We start from the raw sequence: 19,475 nt of genomic DNA, 5'->3' as shown, positions 1-19,475 counted from the left end.
CTACGTCGACGTCGCGGTGATGGTGTACGTGATAGTGCCGGTGGCAACGGGATTGGGCTGAGCTGTCCCTGCCGGCATGGTCACGCTGATGCACAGTTGATCGGTCTGCCCAGCGATGATGGCGGCTGTTGGCCGCGCAATCAGTGACCGATTCAGACCGGGGAAGACCTTCGATGTTCCGAGTCCCGTCACCGTGCTGATCGGGCTTCCACCACATGCGCCGGACACAGGCGCACCGGAGTGCACCGAAGAGTTGAGAAGATTCCCGAGAGTGGCATTGCTGGCCAGAACAGAAATAGTGTAGGAATTGGCGACCGAACCGACGTCGTTGGTCACCAGAAGCCCGGCCGCGACGGTATCTCCCGGCCAGATCGCAGGATTGGCCAGCGTCGTGGTGAACGCCGGCGGGTTGTTGTCGATGGCAGGGTCGCCGACCTTGATATCGAGCCTGCCCGTCGTGAACACACCCGACGTCGCCGTCGCCGTATCCGACCACGCAGCAAGGGTTCCCACCGCACCGAGGCCGAGCACGATGCCGATCGACATGATGGCCCGGGCGCGTGCGCTGATGAGCGCGGAGCCTGTTCGGCGGAGAACCGCCCTCGGACCGGCGGTGTCACTGTGACGCGACATCAGGGCTGCGCCCCTTCCATATCCGTCCGCGCACCCGATGACACCGGGCACTCGGCGCTGTTGCTGTTGTCCCACTGCACAACGAGATCGACTGCAGCAGAGGAGGAACGGGTGTCGTTTCCGGCAGCTTCGGCCATCGTGATCGTGGCGTCGATGCGCTTCTTCTGCCCGGCCGCGAGGTCGATCCACGCGCACGATTCGGCCAGCTCGCCGCCGCCGATCGAGACGCTCAGGGATCGGAGGAACGCCGGGTTGTCGCTGTCGAAGGTCAGCCAGAGCCGTCCGTCCCGGTCGGTGTCGTTGAACACGTGGAACTGCGATTCACGCGCGTCTCCGGGAACCCACCGAATATCGTTGTCGAAGAATGCGCTTCGAAGGGTCGACGCCCACTCCCTCCCGTCGTCGCTGTACTTGACGGTCTGCGCGCGGGTCGATCCGGCACCGAGGAACAACACGACTGCGACGCCCGCGAAGACGGCCGTGCAGGCGACAAAGGCGCTGTGTCTCAAGGCGACTGCTCCTTCCGGCTCCGGTGGCGATCGACACCGGCCCCGACGAACATGAACAGTGCATACCCGACCAATCCGATGACGATGACGGTCACTGTGATCTTTCGCTGTTCACCGTTGAGCCAGTTGTTGACGTAGCCCATGTACGGCACCGAGTACCAGACTTTTCCGCGAATCTGCCCGATCTGCACCGGGTTCTCGTCGTCGGATCCGTTGTTGTCCCCGCGTGTGACATAGGTGGTGATACCTCGTCCGCTCTGCTGGGTCGCCACGATGCGGTGAGTCACCACTTCGGGCTCGCCCGAACGGATTTGATAGGTGATCGCAGTACCTACCTCGAGTTCGTCTGCAGCTGCGGGCTTGACCACAACCAGACTTCCCGGTGGGTACGACGGCTTCATCGAGCCGGTGAGAATCGTGTACGGCGTCGAACCGGTGACTTTCGGAACGACGACGGTCACCCCGAGAACGAACAACATCGCCGCCAGGAGCGTGTACGACGCGATCCGGCTCACCCACCACCAGACACCGGTCCGGTTCTCCTCGGACACGTCTGTCACGGTGTCGATCACGTCCGTGTCGTCGTCGGCATTCATGTCTGGTCCGCCCGGAACGAGAACGTCACCGTCGACGACGCGCTCTGCGGTGGAGTGGCACCGACGGCGAGCCGAAAGCACCACACTTCGCGGGCACCTGCGGCCAACAGTCTGGCCGCCGGTGGCACCGGAGCTTGCGCGCCACTGGCACTTCCGCTGTACAACTGTGTCGTCGGACCCGTCGGTGTACCTGACGCCGGGCAATTCGTCTCGGCCGCAACAATTGTCGCAGTCAAGACAAGAGGGACTGTTCCGGTCGACGTGGTTCCCTGCAGCCGAAAGTCGAACGGTACGTTGCCGGAGTTCCGAATCGACAGCGGTGCCTGCGAGAAACCGTTCGGTCCGAGATTGGCCGAACCGAGTGCAGCGAGAACGTAATCGTTCACTTCCGCTCCGTTCGGGCCGACCTCGATGTCCAAGGTGCCGGAGTTGATGGTCCCGCCGGCAACGATCTGCTCGTCACGCCACAGCGCGCCCGTCGACTGTGCTGATCCGAAGACCACCACAGCGACGGACGCGGCTGCGAGCGCCCAATAACGACCGTGCTTGTTCGTCACCGCAACAGATCAGGGACGAACCTGGTCGAGCGTCAGGGTGAAGGCATTGAGGTCGACGCTCTCGTTCTGGGCGATCAGACCGGCCGTGTCTTCGTCGAACGTGATGGTCACCTCGACGGAGATGGTCTGCGGAGACGTCGTCAACGGAAGGTCGACGGCGGATCCGTTGGGCAACGATGTACCACCGTTCACCGACACCTCGGTGTCCAGCGCGGCCGCCAATGCCGTGTCGCCACCGACCGCGGTGAAGTCCGCCGTGATGGAGGCTCGCAGATTGTCTCCTGCCCAATCGACCGTGTACTGAGTCGAGTACTCGAGAACGTCGCCCGGCACGATGAGGAAGCCGGAAGGGTCGGCTCCGAGATCCGCGTTGGGCGTGACCGAGGTTTCGGTCCAGGCCGCCGTTCCGGGGACCGGGGCGAAGTTCAGTTCGCCGGAGTTGATCTCACCTCCGGTTACGGTCTCGGTGTCCTGCCACAGTGCGTAGGATCCCAAACCGCCGAGCAGCAGTACAGCTGCCGCCCCCGCAGCTACGGCGCCCTTGGTTGCCTTGTTCATTCGTTGTCGCTTTCTTCGGTGGCCTTGTTCGTGAGGCCGAGGGGGAGGTGACCCGATGTGGGTCGGTCGGCCGGAATGTGGGCCTCCGCAACTGGGTGCGATATCCATTGTTTCGCAACGACCGTCCGGTCCGTTACCCAAGCGATGGTAAAAGTCCAGGAGTCTTTTTGACTGCATATTTCGAACTCCAGGATTACACATGAACATTTGATGTAAAGCAGTAGTGGACACGAAATGTCTTGACTACCAGAAGATCACCGCTGGTGTGCCGCTTTTGAACGGCGGTGGCGACACCTTTTCAAAGCTTTTTCCGGCCACTGTCGCTGTTTCGACGCCGCTGTCCAAGCAGGCTGCCACGGCACGGTTCGAGGTACGAAAAAGCCCCGAGGCCGTGGGCCTCGGGGCGTGAAATTTCGCAGAGCTGTCTACCGCAGAATGTCCCGCCGAACGATGGTTTCGTCGCGGCCCGGTCCGACTCCGATGCACGACATGTACGCACCCGAGAGCTCCTCGAGACGCAGGACGTAGTTCTGCGCGTTGATCGGCAGTTCCTCGAACGTGCGGGCACCGGAGATGTCTTCCCACCAACCGGGCATCTCTTCGTAGATCGGCTTCGCGTGGTGAAAACCGGTCTGTGTCATCGGCATCTCGTCGTGCCGGACGCCGTCGACGTCGTAGGCGACACAGATGGGCACCGTGTCCAGGCTCGAGAGCACGTCGAGCTTGGTCAGGAAGTAGTCGGTGATGCCGTTGACGCGGGTGGCGTAGCGCGCGATGACGGCGTCGAACCAGCCGGTGCGTCGAGCACGACCGGTGGTGACACCCACCTCGCCACCTTGCTTGGCCAGGTATTCACCGTGATTGTCGAACAGCTCCGTCGGGAACGGACCCGAGCCGACACGCGTCGTGTAGGCCTTCAGGATGCCGAGGACGGTCCCGATCTTGTTGGGGCCGATACCGGAACCGACCGACGCGCCGCCCGCAGTCGGATTCGAGGACGTGACGTACGGGTACGTGCCGTGATCGACGTCGAGCAGGGTGCCCTGCGATCCCTCGAGCAGAATCGTCTCGCCGCGTTCCAGTGCCAGGTTCAACTGCAGCCTGGTGTCGGTGATGCGGTGCTTGAAGCCCTCGGCCTGCTCGAGCACCTCGTCGACGACCTGCTGCGAGTCGAGAGCCCGCCGGTTGTAGATCTTCGAGAGCACCTGGTTCTTGAATTCCAGTGCAGCCTCGACCTTTTGGGTCAGGATCTTCTCGTCGAGCACATCGGCTGCGCGGACGCCGACGCGAGCGATCTTGTCCTGATAGCACGGCCCGATGCCCCGGCCGGTGGTTCCGATCTTCTTGGCTCCGAGGAAGCGCTCGGTCACCTTGTCGATGGCCACGTGGTACGGCATGATCAGGTGCGCATCGGCGCTGAGCAGCAGGTTCGACGTATCGACGTCGCGCTTTTCGAGACCGTCGAGCTCGGTGAGCAGCACACCCGGGTCTACGACGACGCCGTTGCCGATGACGTTCTTCACGCCGGGCGTGAGAATTCCCGACGGGATCAGGTGCAGCGCGAACTTGTCACCGTTCGGAAGGACCACGGTGTGGCCGGCGTTGTTGCCGCCCTGGTAACGAACGACCCACTGGAGGCGTTCGCCGAAAAGGTCGGTGGCTTTGCCTTTGCCCTCGTCGCCCCACTGGGCGCCGATCAGGACTATCGCCGGCATGTGCTCTCCTACGTTGCTTTCGTGCGAGGACGTGCTGCAAATATTGCTCGATCGAACGCAGCCGTCACCATTTGTCGCAGGCGCGACAGTGGCCGGGAGAACAGTCTAGCCGAGGCGGTGAGCTGGCCCGCATGCCGCTACGGTCGAGCCGAAACGAGGGCACTATGGTCGTTCGAGGGTTCACCGAAGATCTAGGAGCGCCGTGACACCGTTCGTTCTGCAGTGCGGAAACCCGCCGTTGCCGATCACGCTGACCGACGTCCCACTGCGCAACGCCGATGCCGTACCGACCGACGACGACTGCAGCGCGCTGTTCGCAGACATCGAATCCGCCCCCGCACCACGCATCATCGTGTTGGGCGACGATGCCTCGCTGGCCGCCGTTCTCACCAGGTTGATGCGCACCGACCGTCTGCACGTCGAAGTCGCGTTCGTACCGGAGACCGCCACCAACGCCGCCCACATCTACAAACTCGGGACCGGGTCCCGTGCCGCCAAAGTCGCACTGACAGGAAAAGCGTCGAGCACGCCCCTCATTCGCGACGACGCGGGCAAGGCGGTCGTCGGTCGGGCGCTGCTCGGCGGCGGCGGCGCGGAACTCGAGGGTGAGGCCTACGTCGACGACACTCGGTTGTTCTCCGGAGTGGTACCCGGCGTCGAGGTGGCACCGACCCCGGAGTTGCCGGGTCTGCGCGCGCGAGTGATCAGCCGTCGACGGTTGCTGCCTCGCCGCTGGGTGAGCGGACGCGCGATGCAGCTCGGCTCCCCCGCCGCAGACCTGATGCGCGACGGCATCGCAGGCGACAGAACGGTGAAGAGATCGACGTTCTACCGTCACCACGAAGAGTGGTTGCTGGTCCGATGACCGTTCCGCTGCGCCGCAGTCCCGTCCTGCCGAGCCCGGTGTTCGTGGCCGTTCTCGCGGTCGCCGGCGTAGGCGGCGCGCTGGCGTGGACGGCCGAGGACGTCACGTCCGTCGCCGCGCGCCTCGGAGTGTTCGTACTGGTTCTCGCCGGATGGATCGCCTCGGTGTGCCTGCACGAATTCGGGCACGCGTACACCGCTTTTCGGGCCGGCGACCGGGAAGTGGAACTTCGCGGTTACCTGACGCTCAACCCGCTGAAGTACACCCACCCGTTGCTCTCGATCGTCCTGCCGGTGATGTTCATCGCGATCGGCGGAATCGGACTGCCCGGCGGTGCCGTGTATCTGCGCACCGGCCAATTCTCGGCGTCCACGCAGCGGCGCATCGCCCTCGCCGGACCGTTCGCCAACGCCGTTGTCGCCGTGATACTCCTGATCGTCATTCGCATGTTCGGCACCGACGGCACCCATCAGGCCTTCTGGTACGGGCTCAGTTTCCTGGCGTTCCTGCAGATCATGGCCACGATCCTGAACCTGATTCCGGTACCGGGACTCGATGGATACGCCGCACTCGAGCCCTCGCTCTCGCCCGCCACCCGTGCGTCGCTGAACCAATTCAAGGGCTACGGAATCCTCGTTCTCGTCGCGTTGTTGTTCGTGCCCGCAGTCAACTCCGCATTCTTCGGGGCGATCTACACCCTGTTCGGGCTGTCCGGTGTTCCCGAGTTCTTCGCCGGCAACGGCAACTACCTGATGCGATTCTGGCTGTGACTCAACTGTTCTCACGCACGATGCTCGACGCGACATCACGCAGCGATCGACGCAACGATGCGGGATCCAACACGCTGACTCCCCCGCCGAGCGCGATCAGCTGAGCGAGAGCGACATCCTCGCTCTCGAGCATCAACTCCACCTCGGTCCATCCGTCGCTGTCGGGCGGACCGAGTTCTGGAGTGGCCGCGACGCCGATCACCCGAGGCAGAGCACGCACCGCGTTGTCGAACAATCGAACTCGACAGGGGAACCTCAGCAGCGACCGATCGAACTCCGCCATCGACGCACCCCACCACTGCGCGAGGTCGAACCCGGCCGGCCGAAGCACCTCGATCGCCAATTCCGCCACGCTCTCGATCCGATCGACCCGAAACGACAGAATGCGCTCACCGCGAGCATCCGGGTCGTTCCGCAGGCTCCACTCCTGGGCCACCAGATACCAGACCGAGGCCTTCACCACGAGTCCGAGCGGCCCGAGAACCCGACTCCTGCCGCGGTAACCGATCTCGATCTGTCGCCCGCCGAGCACCGCACGCGCCAACACCGGGACCAACTCGTTCGCCGCGGGCGCGGTGAACCACCCGGGAACATCCACGTGCACACGCTCACGCCACAACTGCGCGCTCGCCCGTAGCGACACCGGCAGCGCGCCGAGGAGCTTGCTCTCGGCAGCGGCGGTGGCGTCGGACAATCCGAGGTCGGCCGCAACCGACGGCATACCGAGCAGCATCAGCGCCGACGTTTCGGTACCGGTCATGCCGGTCAGTTTCGACTGCCACCCGTCGAGCAGTCGGATACCGCCGCCGGGGCCCGGTTCGGTCCACAGCGGCACACCTGCGGCCCCGAGCGCGCCGATGTCGCGGTAGATGGTGCGCACCGATACCTCCACCTCGTCCGCGAGAGACTGCGCGGTCGCCTGCCGCCCCTCTTGGAGCAACAACATGATCCGAAGCAATCGTGCGGAACGCATCTGTCCGATATTACTGACACACGATGTCAGTGATGGGCGTCGATACTCGACACATGACGACGTGGAACGACTTCTCGACAGCCGCCCCGAACCTGGCCTCGGCGGTGCAGGCCAGATTCACCGCCCACAAGCATCACGTACTCGCGACGCTCCGGGCGGACGGCTCACCGCGCGTCAGCGGAACCGAGGTCGAGTTCGACGACAGCGGTGTGCTGCGACTCGGTTCGATGCTCGGTGCCGTAAAAGCGCGAGATCTGCAGCGCGACGGGCGGTTCGCGCTGCACAGCAATCCGGGTCACCATTCGATGGAGGGCGGGGACGCGAAGATCGGTGGGCGTGCCGTCGAAATCACCGATCCTGCTGTGCTGCAACCGATATTCGACGCGTCACCGAGCGAGCTGGTGCCGCACCACGTGTTCGATCTCGACATCGACGAGGTCGTCCTGACCTCACTGGTGGACGATCACATGCAGATCGACGTGTGGCGTCCCGGCTCCGACGTGCGCACCGTCACCAGGTGAGCTCTTCCTTGCAGGTTCGGCCGTGCGCGGCGGGCTCGACCTGCACCGTGGCGTGGTCGAGGCCGTAGGCGGACAGCAAGGACCGGGCCCTGTCGAGCACCATCGACGACGAGCCCTCGCATTCGAGATGCACGGTGGCCACATCCATTCCGGTGGTCAGCGTCCACACGTGCAGGTCGTGAACCCCCGTCACGCCCGGTAGCGCGCTCAGATCGCCGGTCAGCGCGTCGACGTCGACGTGTCCGGGACTGGCCTGGGTGAGAATGCGCAATGCCGAGCCGGCTAGCTTGATCGCACGCGGGATAACCCACAGGGAGATCAGGACGCCGACGACGATGTCTGCCCAGGTCCACCCGAACACGACCATCAGCACGCCGGCCACGAGCACGCCGACACTGCCGACCGCATCGGCCAGAACTTCCATGTAGGCACCGCGGACGGCCAGGGAATCCTTGGCGTCGCCGCGAATGAGCAGCATGACGACGATATTGGCCGCGAGGCCCGCAGTCGCGGTGAGAATGAGTGGCACGCCGGGGATTTCAGGTGCATCGCCGATGCGCGAGATCGCCTCGTACATGATGAAGGCCGCAACACCGAGCAGCAGAACGGCATTCGCGATGGCGGTCAACACTTCGGCCCGATGCCAGCCGAATGTCCTTGCCGCTACGGCACTTCCCTTACGGGCGAGCAACAGCGCGATCAGACCCATGGACATGCCGAGAACATCGGTGAGCATGTGACCCGCGTCGGCGAGCAGGCCGAGCGACCCGATCGCCAAGGCCACGGTCGCCTCGACGACGAGGAACACCACCAGAATGGCCAGCGCGACGATCATCTTGCGCACGCGAGACCGGGGCGGCCCCGCACCTGCCGGCGTGTGACCGCCCACGCCGTGACTGTGCCCGTGACCCGCGCCCATGACTCCCCCTGGTGACCGATGTCTACTTCCGGAAGTCACCATATGCGTACATACGCATATATGCAATGGTGTGCTCGGGTCACAACTCGGGCGGGACGTGCGGGTGCTCCACCGTCGGCGGAAGCGTCGCCAACGCGGAGATACGCTTGAGCCCGGCGACCTGCAGCAGGTCGACGATGATCGACCGCAACTGCGCCAACACCACCGTCGCCGACAGACCGGCGTTCGAGATCAACTCAGGCTTGGCACCGGCTGCGACCGACCGCAACACCCGCGCCGCCTCGGCCGCGTCCGGCTTCTGCCCCGGATCGGCGAGAATCATCTGCCGCAACACCTCGACCGCATGCGCCAACTTCTCCACCTCGTCGACAACCCGCGGATCGAGGATCTCGTCGTCGCGCACCAGCGTCAGCGACCGACGCGCGAGCACCCGGATGTTGCGGACGGCGTTGTCGATGGGATCGGCCGTGGCCGCGAGCGTCGCAAGACGATTACGGTGATTCCAGTACATCGGAGAAATTCGCGCGATCTCCCGGCCGCCCTTGAGATCGGTCCGCAGAGCATCGATACCCGACTGCGTCGCACGCGCCTTCCGCAACGCCTCCTCGATCGGTTTGGGATCGTTCGCCACCAAACCGTCGGCCACCTTCTGCAACACACTCGCAGCCGTCGCCAACACGCTCGCCGCATCCTTACGGGCTCGCCACACCGGATGCGTCGGAATCAACGCCACGATCGCGATGCCCACCAGACCACCGACCAACGCGTCGACCATGCGGTTGGGGCCACCCATGTTGCCTGGCGGGATGAGCGTCGCCACCAGCACGGCGGACGACCCGGCCTGCATCGCGATGATCGGGCCGCCGTCGAGGAACACCGCAGCCGACATCGCCAACACCACGACCAGAGCGATCTGCCACGGCCCACTGCCGATCAGTGAGATAAGCAGATCTCCGACGCCGATGCCCACCGTCACTCCGACGACGAGCTCGGCCGATCGGCGCAGGCGAGCACCGAGCGAGACGCCGAGCGAGACGACGGCGGCGATCGGTGCGAAGAACGGGCTCTCGTGACCGACGATGTCCGTCGCGACGAACCACGCCACACCTGCCGCCAACGCGCATTGAATGATCGGAAGTAGCGACAACTTCAGCCGAGCACTGCCCGACTTCAGCCGGGTTCGGCCTCGCGCCCGGCTGGCGCGGGCCCGATCAGCCCAGGCCGAGCGCTTCTGCTGCCTTGGGGTCACAGTCTTCGAGGAGGTCGAGGCAGCGGGCGTACTCGTCGTGCTCGTTGATGTCGCGGGCCGCCTTGGCGAGGACTGCGACGCATCGGAGGAATCCTCGGTTGGGCTCATGGCTGTACGGGACCGGCCCGAATCCCTTCCATCCGTTACGACGCAACTGGTCCAGACCTCGGTGGTAGCCGGTACGAGCGTAGGCGTACGCCGTGATGGTGGCACCCGACTCGAGCGCGGCCTCGGCGAGGTAGGCCCACGCGATGGACGCCGTCGGATGCGCCGCCGCAACGGTCTCGGGTGCCTCGTGGTTCAGCAGCGCGGATTCGGCCTCGTCGTCTCCGGGCAACAGTGTGGGTTGGGGTCCGAGCAGATCACCGAAAGAAGTCATGGCGCTCATTGTGCCCCTACGTCACCGAATCGTGTCCGAACACCCCCGGTGGCGCTCGTGCTGAGCGGCCGACACGGTCGATAGGCTGCCAGCTGACGAAATTCGATACATACCGCTCTTGCAAGAATTCGGTGAACGAGGGAGAACGCATGCCGGACGCGAAGAAGAATGCACCCTCCGAGGCCGACGCAGCCACCGAGAAGATCGACCTGGGCAAGAAGAAGCAGGTCGACGAGCCCGCCGACACTCCGACCGAGCAGATCGCCACTGCCCCAGCCGAGAAACCGGCCGTGGCAGAAGCGAAGCCGGTCGCGAAGCCCTCCGCAGCCCCGCGTCGCATCCCGCCGCGCAACCCATCCGAAGCTGCAGCGAAAGATGTTGCGGCCGAGAAGAAATCACCCGCCGCTGTGCCGCAACCAGTCGGGCCGAGGAAGATCGAACCGCAGCGACCAGCACCGAAGCAGGTCGGCCCCAAGCGCGTCGGGCCGTCGCCGACAGAACCCGGCACACCGAGTCGGAAGAAGTGGTGGGCGGCACTGGTGGCCGCGGTTGTCGTGATCGCGGCAGTGACCGCCGGTGCGTACCTGCTGATCGACCGCACGAGCGTCGACGACTCCCCGGAGGCCCGGATCAGAACGACCGTGGAGTCCTTCACCCGAGCGTTGGCCGGCGGCGACCTGGCCACGCTGCGCAGTACCTCGTGCGGTGACCTGGCGACGTTCTACCGAGACATCCCGGATGCGGAATTCGCCGAGGTGCATCGCGTATCGCTCGAGCAGGGCAACATACCGACCCTCGACAGCATCGACGCCATCCAGGTCGGCGACGACACCACCGCGATCGCTCAGGTCATCGCGCACACCGATGCCAACCCGAACGATCGATCGCCGCGCACCTTCGACCTACGCCTCGAAGGCGATCAGTGGAAGGTGTGCAGCTGACGCTGCATGTGCGCGGCGGAGCCTGCGGGTCGTTCCGCAGGCTCCACTCCTACCTCGTAGCCTGCTACGAGGTTCCGCGCACGTGCGGGCTTCCCCGCTCTAGCCTGCGGATACGCTGCGGCCGGCGGACTTGAGGTCGTTGCACGCCTCGACGACACGGGCCGTCATGCCGGCTTCGGCCTTCTTGAGGTAGCTGCGCGGGTCGTAGGCCTTCTTGTTGCCGACCTCCCCGTCGATCTTGAGCACACCGTCGTAGTTGGAGAAGAAGTGTCCGGCGATGGGACGGCTGAATGCGTACTGGGTATCGGTGTCGACGTTCATCTTCACCGTTCCGTACTCGAGAGCCTCTTCGATCTCGCTCTTCGCCGAACCCGATCCGCCGTGGAAGACGAAGTCGAAGGGCTTGGAGCCGGAGGCCAGGCCGAGCTTCTCGCTGGCCACACGCTGACCGTCGGCGAGCACGGACGGCTTCAGCTTGACGTTGCCCGGCTTGTAGACGCCGTGCACGTTGCCGAACGTAGCCGCCAGCAGGTAGCGCGAGCCTGCGTCGCCTGCACCGAGAGCCTCGACGGTCTTGAGGAAATCCTCGTTCGACGTGTAGAGCTTGTCGTTGATCTCGGCCTCGACGCCGTCTTCCTCGCCGCCGACGACACCGATTTCGATCTCCAGAATGATCTTTGCGGCCGCTGCGCGGGTCAGCAGATCCTTGGCGATCTCCAGATTCTCGTCGATCGGAACGGCCGAGCCGTCCCACATGTGCGACTGGAACAGCGGGTTCTTGCCTGCGTCGACGCGCTCCTGCGAGATCGCAAGCAGCGGACGCACGTAGGTGTCCAGCTTGTCCTTGGGGCAGTGGTCGGTGTGCAGAGCGATGGTGACGTCGTACTCGGCGGCTACGACGTGCGCGAACTCGGCGAGTGCGACAGCGCCCGTGACCATGCTCTTGATACCGAGTCCGGATCCGAATTCGGCTCCGCCGGTCGAGAACTGAATGATGCCGTCGCTACCCGCGTCGGCGAAGCCCTTGATGGCGGCGTTGATGGACTCGGAACCCACACAGTTGATTGCCGGAAAGGCGAACTTGTGTTCCTTCGCCCGGCCCAGCATCTCGGCGTAGACCTCGGGAGTTGCGATAGGCACGGCGTCATTCCTCCATTGAAAAGTTCGGTTGTGTCCTCTGCAGTATGGCAACCTCCGGGCCCGGTGTCGTGCTTACCCGCGCCCTCTGGTCATCCCGCAGGCTCCACTCCCGCGCCCCTCTGGTCATTCCGCAGGCTCCACTCCCGCGCCCCTCTGGTCATTCCGCAGGCTCCACTCCCGCTGACGTCGGCCGGGAGCGACGGCCCGTCGACGGTGCCGAACAGGCCATGACGTTCACAGCGGGGCGACACCTTCTGTTCAGGACTTACCAGTTTCGGCCGGTAGTGTGGGCGCGGTGAGTCTCCTAGCTGCCTCGGAAACGATGACGACGAACCTGGCCCTGTTGCCCGGATTCCTCGACCCGGTGAACCTGCTCAACTCCTTCGGTCACTGGGTGCTCATCGGGCTGCTGCTGGTGGTCTTCATCGAGTCGGGGCTGCTGTTTCCGCTGCTCCCAGGCGATTCCCTCCTCTTCACAGCCGGGTTGATCGCGGCTTCGAAGTCCACCGAGATCGAGCCGTTCGCGTCCATCTGGACCCTGGTCATCCTGATCCCGATCGCGGCCATCCTCGGCGATCAGGTCGGCTATCTCATCGGCACGAAGGGTGGTGCGGCCCTCTTCAAGAGCAACGATTCGCGATTCTTCAAGAAGAAGTACATCGACGAATCGCACATCTTCTTCGAGAAGCACGGTCCGATCACCATCATCCTGGCGCGCTTCGTGCCGATCGTGCGTACGTTCGCACCGGTCGTCGCCGGTGCGTCGCACATGAAGTACTCACTGTTTCTCACCTACAACGTCGTCGGCGGCATCCTCTGGGGCGCCGGCGTGACCGTGCTGGGGTACCTGCTCGGGCAGATCGCGTTCATTCGTGACCACGTCGACATCATCTTTCTCCTCATCGTCGCCGTCTCCGTCCTCCCCATCGTCATCGAGGTCGGCAAGCGAATGATCAAGGCCCGCAAGACTCCGCTCGGGGAGGCCACCGACGTGATCGAGGCCGTCGCCCCGGACACCAAGTCCTGATCGAGATCTGCCGAAAGTGATCGAGTCCATGTCGTCGATTACCACTGCGCTGCCGACCGCGTCCGTTCAGGCGGTCGGCAGTTTCGGTCCGCTGGAGACGGCAGGCCCCCTCGTCGTGTGGATCGTCGTGATGACCTTCGTGTTCATCGAATGCGCGGTGATCATCGGGTTGTTCCTGCCCGGAGATTCGATGCTGATCACGGCAGGAATCGTGATGGCGACCCATGCGTCGGGCACCGGTCACATCTGGGCGCTCTCGCTCGGTGCGATGGTCGCCGCCATCGCAGGCAACCAGGTGGGGTACTCGATCGGTCACCGAACCGGCTCGACGCTGGTGGCCCGCAAGAACGGCAAGTACCTCAACACCAAGAACCTGCACAAGGTCAATCTCCTGCTCGAGAAGCACGGATTCTGGGCGGTACTGGTCGCGCGGTGGATCCCCTGGGTGCGCACCCTGTGCCCGCTGGTCGCAGGTGCCGCGAAGATGGATCACCGCAAATACACGATCGCCAGCACCCTCGGAGCCATCATCTGGGCTCCGGTACTGCTGCTGATCGGGTTCTACTTCGGCTCGTTCATCGACGGCATCCCGTGGCTGATGCCCGCCGTCCTCATCGGCATGATCGTGCTGCTCGTCGTCGGAACCGGGCTCGGCATCTGGCAGTACCGCAAGGAAATGGCCCGCCCCGAGGAGACCATCGAGGTCGAAGAGGTCGTCGAGTAACGACTAGAAACCGGCAGGAGTGGAGCCCGCGGAACGACTAGAAACCTGCAGCTGCGACGCGGTATGCGGCTTCCATGAGCATCCAGCCGCCGAGTTGCACCGAGAGGTCCCGTTCGGGCACATCTGACGGTCGGACCGTTCCTTCGGTGAAGGTGGCGATGTGCAGGCCTTGCCCCGGGAAACGGGCTTCGCGGGTCCAGTCGGCTCCGAACAGTGGATTGTCTTCCACTTCGAGGCGGTTCTCCCACGCCGACTCGGCCGAGTTCAGCACGATCGCTGCTGCGAGTTCGCGGGCTCGGTCGTCGGCGTCCGAGTCTCCGGGTAGCTCCAACGCAACGATCGCCAGGTAGCGCGCGAGGATCGGGTTGAACAGGCCGCCGTCTCCCCCACCGCCGCCGGTGATGACGAGGTTGCGGGTCAGGTGGTTGTCTATGGCGTCGACCAGGGCATGGACTCGCTGGGCGTGCCTGGGTTCGCCGAGCCGAACGGCGAGTTCGGTCTCGAGGCCCAACGTGACGCCTTGGCAGTAGCTGTACACGGCGCGTTCCATCTCACCGGGCTTTCCGGCATCGACGAGTGCGCGGGTGGAGTGCATCCCGTCCAGAATCAGCCCCGTGCGCGGGTCTTTGAGGGTGCGGTCCATCCAGTCGGCCATCTCCTGGGCACGCCACAGCCGACCGGTGCGCGCCAGCATGATCGCGGCCGGACCGTTGGCTGGTGCGTTGTAGAAATCCGACTTCTTGCGCCACGGAATGCCACCACCCTCGGCCGGGGACCAGGCGTCGAACAACTCCATCTCGATCTGCTGGATGCCGCCGCGATTGCCGACGAAGTGCTGCCGCTGCGCGCGTTCGAGCGCCAACCCGAGCCACGCCATGTCGTCGTAGTAGTTGTTGGTCCACCCGCTGACGTTGCGGGTTCGGTGCGCTCGGGTGATCTTGTTCAGTCGCCGACGGCGCTTGGCCGTGAGGTCGCGATCTGCGGCGTCGACCGCACAGTCGAGCAGGTGGGCCTGCCACCAGTAGTGCCAGCGCAGGAACATCCGTTCCTTGCGCGCCGGTGGCCAGGCGACGACTCCCAACGTCGTGCCCGGGAGCCCCCACAGCCGACGCATGTGCCGCGCGACGACGGCCCCCTCCGCAGCGTCCGCACGCTGCGACCACAACTCCTGCATACCCGCAATCCTGCCACTACCGTTGCTGATTCGTTACATCCCGCCCCGGAAAGCACACCCGGAAACGCTGAGTTTTCACCACGCAGTATCGAGATCGGCATGCCGCCGAATCCAGGAGTGCATGGCAATCCCGGCGGCAACACCTGCATTGATGCTGCGGGTGGAACCGAATTGGGCGATCGATACCGTCATCGAGGCCGATTCGCGGGCACTGGCGGTGACCCCCGGTCCCTCCTGCCCGAAGAGCAGCAGGCAGTGACGCGGCAACTCCGCCGTCTCGATCGGCACCGACCCCGGGGTGTTGTCCACGGCCACGACGACGAGGCGCTGCTCCGCGGCGAACGCCATCAGCGCCTCCACCGAGTCGTGGTGATGGATGTGCTGGTAGCGGTCGGTGACCATGGCACCGCGACGGTTCCACCGACGACGCCCGACGATGTGGACCGCCTGAGCCGCGAAGGCGTTCGCGGTACGCACCACCGTCCCGATGTTGGCGTCGTTGGTGAAGTTCTCGATGGCGACGTGCAGCGAAAGGCGTCGGGTGTCGATGTCGGCGACGATCGCCTCGCGTCGCCAGTAGCGGTAGGCGTCGACGACGTTGCGGCGGTCACCGCCGGCGAGCAGTTCCGGGTCCAATCGTGGATCGTCGGGCGGCGGTTCGGTGTGCGTGTCGGACCACGGTCCGACGCCGTTGGGGTTCTCACCCCACTCGGTGGGGCCGGCGTCGTCCGACGACGGCTCGCTGCCGATCGTGTTCTCGCTCAATAGACTTCGTTGCTGTCCGGTGCGATGCGGAAACCGTGTCCGGTCGCATCGTCGACACACGAGATGCCGTTCTCGGCGGACGTGCAGGTGAATCCGTTCTCGGCGATGGTCGCGCCGACCGCGAGCGGTGGATCGATCGTGTCCCCACCCGAGGTGTAGACCACGCCGCCGGAGCACATGAATGCCGCAGGCCCTTCGTTGGTGACTCGAATACCGTTGCCCCAGTTGATCATGCAGTCCTCGGGCCGCGGCGGCACCGGAGTGGTGGAGCCCTGGCACCCGGCCTCGGTACGGCTCGACAGCGGCACGATTCCGCACTGGAACAAACCGTCGGGGGAACTGAAGTAGTACGCACCACCGATGGCGGCGTACGTCGTCTGCGGTTCCTCGGTGGGCGGCGGCTCGGCCGGAGGCGGAGGCGGCGGGAGTGGTATCTCCGTGGTCGTCACGGGCGCAGGGGTGGTGGTTGCCGTCGTGGTTGTCGGCGCAAGGGTGGTGGTCGACGCAGGCGGCGGAGCCTGGGCAGCGGACTCACTGCTGCAACCGGTGAGAACAAGCGCCGTACCGGCCCCGACTACCACCAACCAGGCTCGCACCCAACCCATTTGCCGTACTCTGCTCGAACCCCACGTACTCAGCATGAAGAAACCCCGACCCACCTTTCGACACCGATTGCTCGAAAGACCGACGATACCGGCGCAGTGCCGGCATCGTCCGGCGACGAGTTCTAGGTGTGGCTCAGGCGCCGGTTGACCTCGCGAGTGAGCCATGCGGGCGAGAAGCGTGACCCGAGCGAGAGCGCCTTGGAAGGCAAGCCGACCGGGAAATGCACCTTGTGCAACCGACGCTTCACTGGACGGGTCGCGTCGAAAATCGCGTCGGACACATCTTTCACGGTGAGCTTGATTCCCAACGAGCTCGTGGTGCCCGTCGACACACCCTGGGTCATCGCCGTCTGGACGAACAGCGGCCACATGGCCTTGACGGCGATGTCGTACTTGCTCCACTCGAGATCCAGTGCCTCGGTGATGCCGCGCACCGCGAACTTGGACGCGCCGTAGGTCACCAACTCGGGCTGACCGTAGATGGCCGATGCCGAGCACAGGTTGACGACCTGAGCGCCGGCCGTGTCCCTCAGATACGGGAAGGCGGCGTGAGTGCCGTAGATGACCCCGTTGAAGTTGATGTCGATCTGCCGACGGTGCACCGACAGCGGCATGTCCTCGAAGGCACCCGCGGCCAGAATTCCGGCATTGTTGATCAGAATGTCGAGTCGACCGTCACCCTCCCCGACGAACTCCTTCAACCGGGTTTCCCACTGGTCCGAGTTGGTTACATCCAAGATGCCGGTGACCACGCGGCCGCTGAGCGAAGCAGCTTCCTTGCCGAGCGATGCCAAGCCGGTCTCGTCGATGTCGTACGCACCGACGAGGTAGCCATTGGCCGCGAACTTGAGAGCCGTCGCGCGGCCGATGCCGGCTGCAGCGCCTGAGATGAAGACAGTTGGTCGAGTCACATCGATCACCGTACATGTAACCCTACTTACCGGTAACCCCCTATCGTCGAATATCGATCAGTCGCTTCCAGCGACCCAGGAGCACCGAAGTGAACAACACGAGAATCGTCCGATCCGTCGTCTTCGTGACGACCGTTTACGCAATCGTGCTGGCGATCTGGATCGGTTGGCTGATGAAGCGAACTCCCCCCGGGACGCTTCCCTACCAGCTGGCGGCCCTGGTCGCCGGATTCGGCGCAGCGCTCGGCCTGGCCATGATGATCGCCGGACGACCGACGCGTGAGCAGAAGGAACTGATCGAACACGGCGTCGAAGGGTGGGCGACGGTGGACGCCATTCGCCGCATCGACGACGACACCGCCGAGTTGGACCTCGAATTCACCGTGCCCGGCTCGGGCAGCTACTTCGGCAAGATCGTGTACGACATCCCGCAGTCGGACACCTCGCGATTCGAGCCCGGCACCGTCATCGCCGTTCGCGTCGACCCTGCCCACCGCGAGCGAGTACTGCTGCTACCCCGCAGCCAGGGCCTCGACGAGTAGGACCTGCGCCGCGACGTACGTCGACAGAATGATCGCCTCCGCGGTCCGCCGCTGACGGTCCTCGGTCAGAAACAGTCGTCTGAACACGATCAGCGCATCGGAGACGGTGAACAGAACTCCGCCGATCATCAGCCGCCGATCGCCACCGCGTGAAACGGAACGAGCAGACAGGGTCGACGTGGTCGCGAGCACCGCACCGTAGGCGATCAGGGTCGACGCCACCGCGGGCTGACGCTTGGCAAGTAGCGTCGCCGCGACCGCCCATCCGGTGTACCGCGGAACGGCGTCGACCAGCGACGGACGCGCGCCCCTCCGAAACAGCAGATACGTGTAACTGCCCTGCATCACGGCGAACGCACGCGCGCCCCATTCCAGAGCGGAATCGTCGTCGGGGTCGATCAACAGCGCATCGCCGACCGTGGCGGCCGCAAGACCCGCCAACAGCACCCGATCTCGCACCGGATCGAGCCCGCTCGCCAGTGCCGGAACAATCAGCGGCTTGGCCATCCGCTGCACGGGCATCGACCCCGCCCACGCACCGACCACGGTCACCGCACCCGCTACCAGCGCGGCCGTGCGAGCCCGCCGAATCCGACCGACAACCATATGCAGACCTCCACAGAAATCTCGTCACAGTGAGCGTCACATGTGACGCTGACCCCTATCGCTTGATACTCGCAGGTCGCGTCGCCATCGTGGAAAGGTCGGTCGGATCATTTCGAGGCAGTGGGGACCATCATGCGCCGCAAACTCACCGGGCAGGACAGTTCGGGACGCTCCGCCTTCGACGGCCACCCCAACCCGTTGCTCCGCGACTGCGACGTACGCCAGGCACGCATCAAGCACTGGGTGACCGCACTGCTGATACTCATGGTTCCGGTGTCGCTGTGGATCGGTGCCACCGCCCACACCGATCAACAACAACGACTAGAGGACCAGAAGAGTTCGATCCACCAGGTCACCGCGACCACGACGGCCGTCGCCGAATCCACACCCGTGGCATCGACCGAGTTCGGCGCGACCGGCGCAGCGGCGACCGCCGTCGACTCACGTTGGGTCTACCGAGGCGTCGAGCACACCGGACGCGTCAGCGTCGACACCGGATCGCCTGCCGGTACCACCACGCAGATCTGGGTCGACAACAGCGGAGATCTGAGCATGCGACCACTGACCTCGTCGGACGTCGTCGCTGCGTCGATCTTCAACACCATCGGTAGCTGGGTGCTCGTGGCATCCGTTCTCATCGGCTTCTATCACCTGATGCGCTTCCGCTACGACGGTCGGCGGGACGCCCAGTGGGACCGCGACATCGCCGATCTCCTGCGCCAGTACTGACTCGTCGCCGTCGATGCCAGGCGGCGATACAGTGCGCTTTTCGTATAGATAGTTAGCGTATGTAATA

The 19,475-nt window shown here is 64.7% G+C and carries 24 protein-coding genes; 8 read left to right on the top strand and 16 right to left on the bottom strand.

From position 1 onward, the window contains the following. From AYK61_RS20675 to AYK61_RS20650, 6 genes are all read right to left on the bottom strand, one after another. Positions 1-633 (bottom strand): SipW-dependent-type signal peptide-containing protein, encoded by a 633-nt coding sequence (locus AYK61_RS20675; RefSeq protein WP_121872207.1) that lies wholly within the window; start codon positions 631-633, stop codon positions 1-3. After that, positions 633-1,142 carry a hypothetical protein gene (locus tag AYK61_RS20670; protein ID WP_121872206.1) on the bottom strand — a complete coding sequence of 170 codons (510 nt, stop codon included), beginning with the start codon at positions 1,140-1,142 and terminating at the stop codon, positions 633-635. Before AYK61_RS20670 ends, AYK61_RS20675 begins: the two co-directional genes overlap by 1 nt. Continuing rightward, positions 1,139-1,738, bottom strand: coding sequence for a signal peptidase I (locus AYK61_RS20665; protein ID WP_121872205.1), 600 nt, complete (start codon positions 1,736-1,738; stop codon positions 1,139-1,141). Before AYK61_RS20665 ends, AYK61_RS20670 begins: the two co-directional genes overlap by 4 nt. Next, a complete protein-coding gene (locus AYK61_RS20660) occupies positions 1,735-2,295 on the bottom strand; it encodes a hypothetical protein (RefSeq protein ID WP_121872204.1) in 561 nt (186 codons plus the stop codon). The genes AYK61_RS20665 and AYK61_RS20660 overlap by 4 nt, the downstream gene beginning before the upstream one ends. 9 nt (positions 2,296-2,304) lie before the next feature. After that, entirely contained in the window at positions 2,305-2,853 is a 549-nt protein-coding gene (locus AYK61_RS20655; protein WP_121872203.1) for an alternate-type signal peptide domain-containing protein, read from the bottom strand. Between the two features lie 425 nt (positions 2,854-3,278). Beyond that, the gene (locus AYK61_RS20650) at positions 3,279-4,568 is read right to left on the bottom strand and encodes an adenylosuccinate synthase (RefSeq protein WP_032380192.1); all 1,290 of its coding nucleotides are present in this window, start codon (positions 4,566-4,568) and stop codon (positions 3,279-3,281) included. 202 nt (positions 4,569-4,770) lie between these two features. Here AYK61_RS20650 and AYK61_RS20645 point away from each other — a divergent pair, with 202 nt between their 5' ends. Further along, a complete protein-coding gene (locus AYK61_RS20645; RefSeq protein WP_121872202.1) occupies positions 4,771-5,433 on the top strand; it encodes a hypothetical protein in 663 nt (220 codons plus the stop codon). Further along, positions 5,430-6,203, top strand: coding sequence for a site-2 protease family protein (locus AYK61_RS20640; RefSeq protein WP_121872959.1), 774 nt, complete (start codon positions 5,430-5,432; stop codon positions 6,201-6,203). Before AYK61_RS20645 ends, AYK61_RS20640 begins: the two co-directional genes overlap by 4 nt. 1 nt (position 6,204) lies before the next feature. Here the strand turns inward: AYK61_RS20640 and AYK61_RS20635 are convergent, their stop codons facing one another. Continuing rightward, a complete protein-coding gene (locus AYK61_RS20635) occupies positions 6,205-7,176 on the bottom strand; it encodes a YafY family protein (RefSeq protein WP_121872201.1) in 972 nt (323 codons plus the stop codon). A gap of 53 nt (positions 7,177-7,229) precedes the next feature. Between AYK61_RS20635 and AYK61_RS20630 the strand changes: the two genes are divergently transcribed. Further along, the gene (locus AYK61_RS20630; protein ID WP_183130377.1) at positions 7,230-7,697 is read left to right on the top strand and encodes a pyridoxamine 5'-phosphate oxidase family protein; all 468 of its coding nucleotides are present in this window, start codon (positions 7,230-7,232) and stop codon (positions 7,695-7,697) included. Here AYK61_RS20630 and AYK61_RS20625 read toward each other — a convergent pair. The 3 genes from AYK61_RS20625 to AYK61_RS20615 all read right to left on the bottom strand — a co-directional run bounded on the left by AYK61_RS20625 (position 7,687) and on the right by AYK61_RS20615 (position 10,244). Then, positions 7,687-8,616, bottom strand: coding sequence for a cation diffusion facilitator family transporter (locus tag AYK61_RS20625; protein ID WP_121872200.1), 930 nt, complete (start codon positions 8,614-8,616; stop codon positions 7,687-7,689). The genes AYK61_RS20630 and AYK61_RS20625 overlap by 11 nt on opposite strands. A gap of 79 nt (positions 8,617-8,695) precedes the next feature. Next, the gene (locus AYK61_RS20620; protein WP_183130471.1) at positions 8,696-9,763 is read right to left on the bottom strand and encodes an FUSC family protein; all 1,068 of its coding nucleotides are present in this window, start codon (positions 9,761-9,763) and stop codon (positions 8,696-8,698) included. 64 nt (positions 9,764-9,827) lie between these two features. Next, on the bottom strand, positions 9,828-10,244 hold the full coding sequence (locus tag AYK61_RS20615) for a DUF3151 domain-containing protein (RefSeq protein ID WP_032397398.1): 417 nt from the start codon (positions 10,242-10,244) through the stop codon (positions 9,828-9,830). Positions 10,245-10,393: 149 nt separating this feature from the next. Here AYK61_RS20615 and AYK61_RS20610 point away from each other — a divergent pair, with 149 nt between their 5' ends. Continuing rightward, the gene (locus AYK61_RS20610; protein WP_147458365.1) at positions 10,394-11,185 is read left to right on the top strand and encodes a hypothetical protein; all 792 of its coding nucleotides are present in this window, start codon (positions 10,394-10,396) and stop codon (positions 11,183-11,185) included. A 99-nt stretch (positions 11,186-11,284) separates the two neighbouring features. On the opposite strand, the gene fbaA is transcribed toward AYK61_RS20610, so the two are convergent. Beyond that, positions 11,285-12,325 (bottom strand): class II fructose-bisphosphate aldolase, encoded by a 1,041-nt coding sequence (gene fbaA, locus AYK61_RS20605; protein ID WP_121872198.1) that lies wholly within the window; start codon positions 12,323-12,325, stop codon positions 11,285-11,287. A 322-nt stretch (positions 12,326-12,647) separates the two neighbouring features. On the opposite strand from fbaA, the gene AYK61_RS20600 reads away from it, so the two are divergent. Together AYK61_RS20600 and AYK61_RS20595 are read left to right on the top strand one after the other, a co-directional pair. After that, positions 12,648-13,352, top strand: coding sequence for a VTT domain-containing protein (locus AYK61_RS20600; protein WP_121872197.1), 705 nt, complete (start codon positions 12,648-12,650; stop codon positions 13,350-13,352). 28 nt (positions 13,353-13,380) lie between these two features. After that, a complete protein-coding gene (locus AYK61_RS20595) occupies positions 13,381-14,076 on the top strand; it encodes a DedA family protein (RefSeq protein WP_121872956.1) in 696 nt (231 codons plus the stop codon). 37 nt (positions 14,077-14,113) lie between these two features. Here the strand turns inward: AYK61_RS20595 and AYK61_RS20590 are convergent, their stop codons facing one another. From AYK61_RS20590 to AYK61_RS20575, 4 genes are all read right to left on the bottom strand, one after another. Beyond that, complete coding sequence (locus AYK61_RS20590; protein ID WP_121872196.1) at positions 14,114-15,250, bottom strand: glycoside hydrolase family 76 protein; 1,137 nt, start codon at positions 15,248-15,250, stop codon at positions 14,114-14,116. A gap of 75 nt (positions 15,251-15,325) precedes the next feature. Then, positions 15,326-16,015: a TrmH family RNA methyltransferase gene (locus AYK61_RS20585; protein ID WP_183130376.1), complete on the bottom strand. Its 690-nt coding sequence runs from the start codon at positions 16,013-16,015 to the stop codon at positions 15,326-15,328. Then, positions 16,012-16,620 (bottom strand): DUF6636 domain-containing protein, encoded by a 609-nt coding sequence (locus AYK61_RS20580; RefSeq protein WP_183130375.1) that lies wholly within the window; start codon positions 16,618-16,620, stop codon positions 16,012-16,014. Before AYK61_RS20580 ends, AYK61_RS20585 begins: the two co-directional genes overlap by 4 nt. A gap of 122 nt (positions 16,621-16,742) precedes the next feature. Then, positions 16,743-17,531 carry an SDR family oxidoreductase gene (locus AYK61_RS20575; RefSeq protein WP_121872953.1) on the bottom strand — a complete coding sequence of 263 codons (789 nt, stop codon included), beginning with the start codon at positions 17,529-17,531 and terminating at the stop codon, positions 16,743-16,745. An 89-nt stretch (positions 17,532-17,620) separates the two neighbouring features. Here AYK61_RS20575 and AYK61_RS20570 point away from each other — a divergent pair, with 89 nt between their 5' ends. After that, positions 17,621-18,073: a DUF3592 domain-containing protein gene (locus AYK61_RS20570; RefSeq protein ID WP_121872195.1), complete on the top strand. Its 453-nt coding sequence runs from the start codon at positions 17,621-17,623 to the stop codon at positions 18,071-18,073. Here AYK61_RS20570 and AYK61_RS20565 read toward each other — a convergent pair. Then, positions 18,044-18,679, bottom strand: a complete 636-nt coding sequence (locus AYK61_RS20565; protein WP_121872194.1) for a lysoplasmalogenase family protein — start codon at positions 18,677-18,679, stop codon at positions 18,044-18,046. The two genes, AYK61_RS20570 and AYK61_RS20565, sit on opposite strands and share 30 nt — an antisense overlap. Positions 18,680-18,811: 132 nt before the next feature. Between AYK61_RS20565 and AYK61_RS20560 the strand changes: the two genes are divergently transcribed. Continuing rightward, positions 18,812-19,408 carry a hypothetical protein gene (locus AYK61_RS20560; protein WP_128646251.1) on the top strand — a complete coding sequence of 199 codons (597 nt, stop codon included), beginning with the start codon at positions 18,812-18,814 and terminating at the stop codon, positions 19,406-19,408. Positions 19,409-19,475: the final 67 nt, after the last annotated feature.

The organism is Rhodococcus sp. SBT000017 (genome assembly GCF_003688915.1).
In the GTDB taxonomy this organism is placed as follows: Bacteria; Actinomycetota; Actinomycetes; order Mycobacteriales; family Mycobacteriaceae; genus Rhodococcoides.
The sequence above is the reverse complement of the archived record's forward strand: the minus strand, read 5'-3'. Positions and strand labels throughout refer to the sequence as shown.

What these genes read in the sequence shown, in the direction of transcription:
- AYK61_RS20675 (WP_121872207.1), bottom strand. Translation starts at nt 633, where the DNA reads ATGTCGCGTCACAGTGACACCGCCGGTCCGAGGGCGGTTCTCCGCCGA.
- AYK61_RS20665 (WP_121872205.1), bottom strand. Translation starts at nt 1,738, where the DNA reads ATGAATGCCGACGACGACACGGACGTGATCGACACCGTGACAGACGTG.
- AYK61_RS20655 (WP_121872203.1), bottom strand. Translation starts at nt 2,853, where the DNA reads ATGAACAAGGCAACCAAGGGCGCCGTAGCTGCGGGGGCGGCAGCTGTA.
- AYK61_RS20650 (WP_032380192.1), bottom strand. Translation starts at nt 4,568, where the DNA reads ATGCCGGCGATAGTCCTGATCGGCGCCCAGTGGGGCGACGAGGGCAAA.
- AYK61_RS20640 (WP_121872959.1), top strand. Translation starts at nt 5,430, where the DNA reads ATGACCGTTCCGCTGCGCCGCAGTCCCGTCCTGCCGAGCCCGGTGTTC.
- AYK61_RS20635 (WP_121872201.1), bottom strand. Translation starts at nt 7,176, where the DNA reads ATGCGTTCCGCACGATTGCTTCGGATCATGTTGTTGCTCCAAGAGGGG.
- AYK61_RS20630 (WP_183130377.1), top strand. Translation starts at nt 7,230, where the DNA reads ATGACGACGTGGAACGACTTCTCGACAGCCGCCCCGAACCTGGCCTCG.
- AYK61_RS20625 (WP_121872200.1), bottom strand. Translation starts at nt 8,616, where the DNA reads ATGGGCGCGGGTCACGGGCACAGTCACGGCGTGGGCGGTCACACGCCG.
- AYK61_RS20615 (WP_032397398.1), bottom strand. Translation starts at nt 10,244, where the DNA reads ATGACTTCTTTCGGTGATCTGCTCGGACCCCAACCCACACTGTTGCCC.
- AYK61_RS20610 (WP_147458365.1), top strand. Translation starts at nt 10,394, where the DNA reads ATGCCGGACGCGAAGAAGAATGCACCCTCCGAGGCCGACGCAGCCACC.
- AYK61_RS20600 (WP_121872197.1), top strand. Translation starts at nt 12,648, where the DNA reads ATGACGACGAACCTGGCCCTGTTGCCCGGATTCCTCGACCCGGTGAAC.
- AYK61_RS20595 (WP_121872956.1), top strand. Translation starts at nt 13,381, where the DNA reads ATGTCGTCGATTACCACTGCGCTGCCGACCGCGTCCGTTCAGGCGGTC.
- AYK61_RS20590 (WP_121872196.1), bottom strand. Translation starts at nt 15,250, where the DNA reads ATGCAGGAGTTGTGGTCGCAGCGTGCGGACGCTGCGGAGGGGGCCGTC.
- AYK61_RS20580 (WP_183130375.1), bottom strand. Translation starts at nt 16,620, where the DNA reads ATGGGTTGGGTGCGAGCCTGGTTGGTGGTAGTCGGGGCCGGTACGGCG.
- AYK61_RS20565 (WP_121872194.1), bottom strand. Translation starts at nt 18,679, where the DNA reads ATGGTTGTCGGTCGGATTCGGCGGGCTCGCACGGCCGCGCTGGTAGCG.
- AYK61_RS20560 (WP_128646251.1), top strand. Translation starts at nt 18,812, where the DNA reads ATGCGCCGCAAACTCACCGGGCAGGACAGTTCGGGACGCTCCGCCTTC.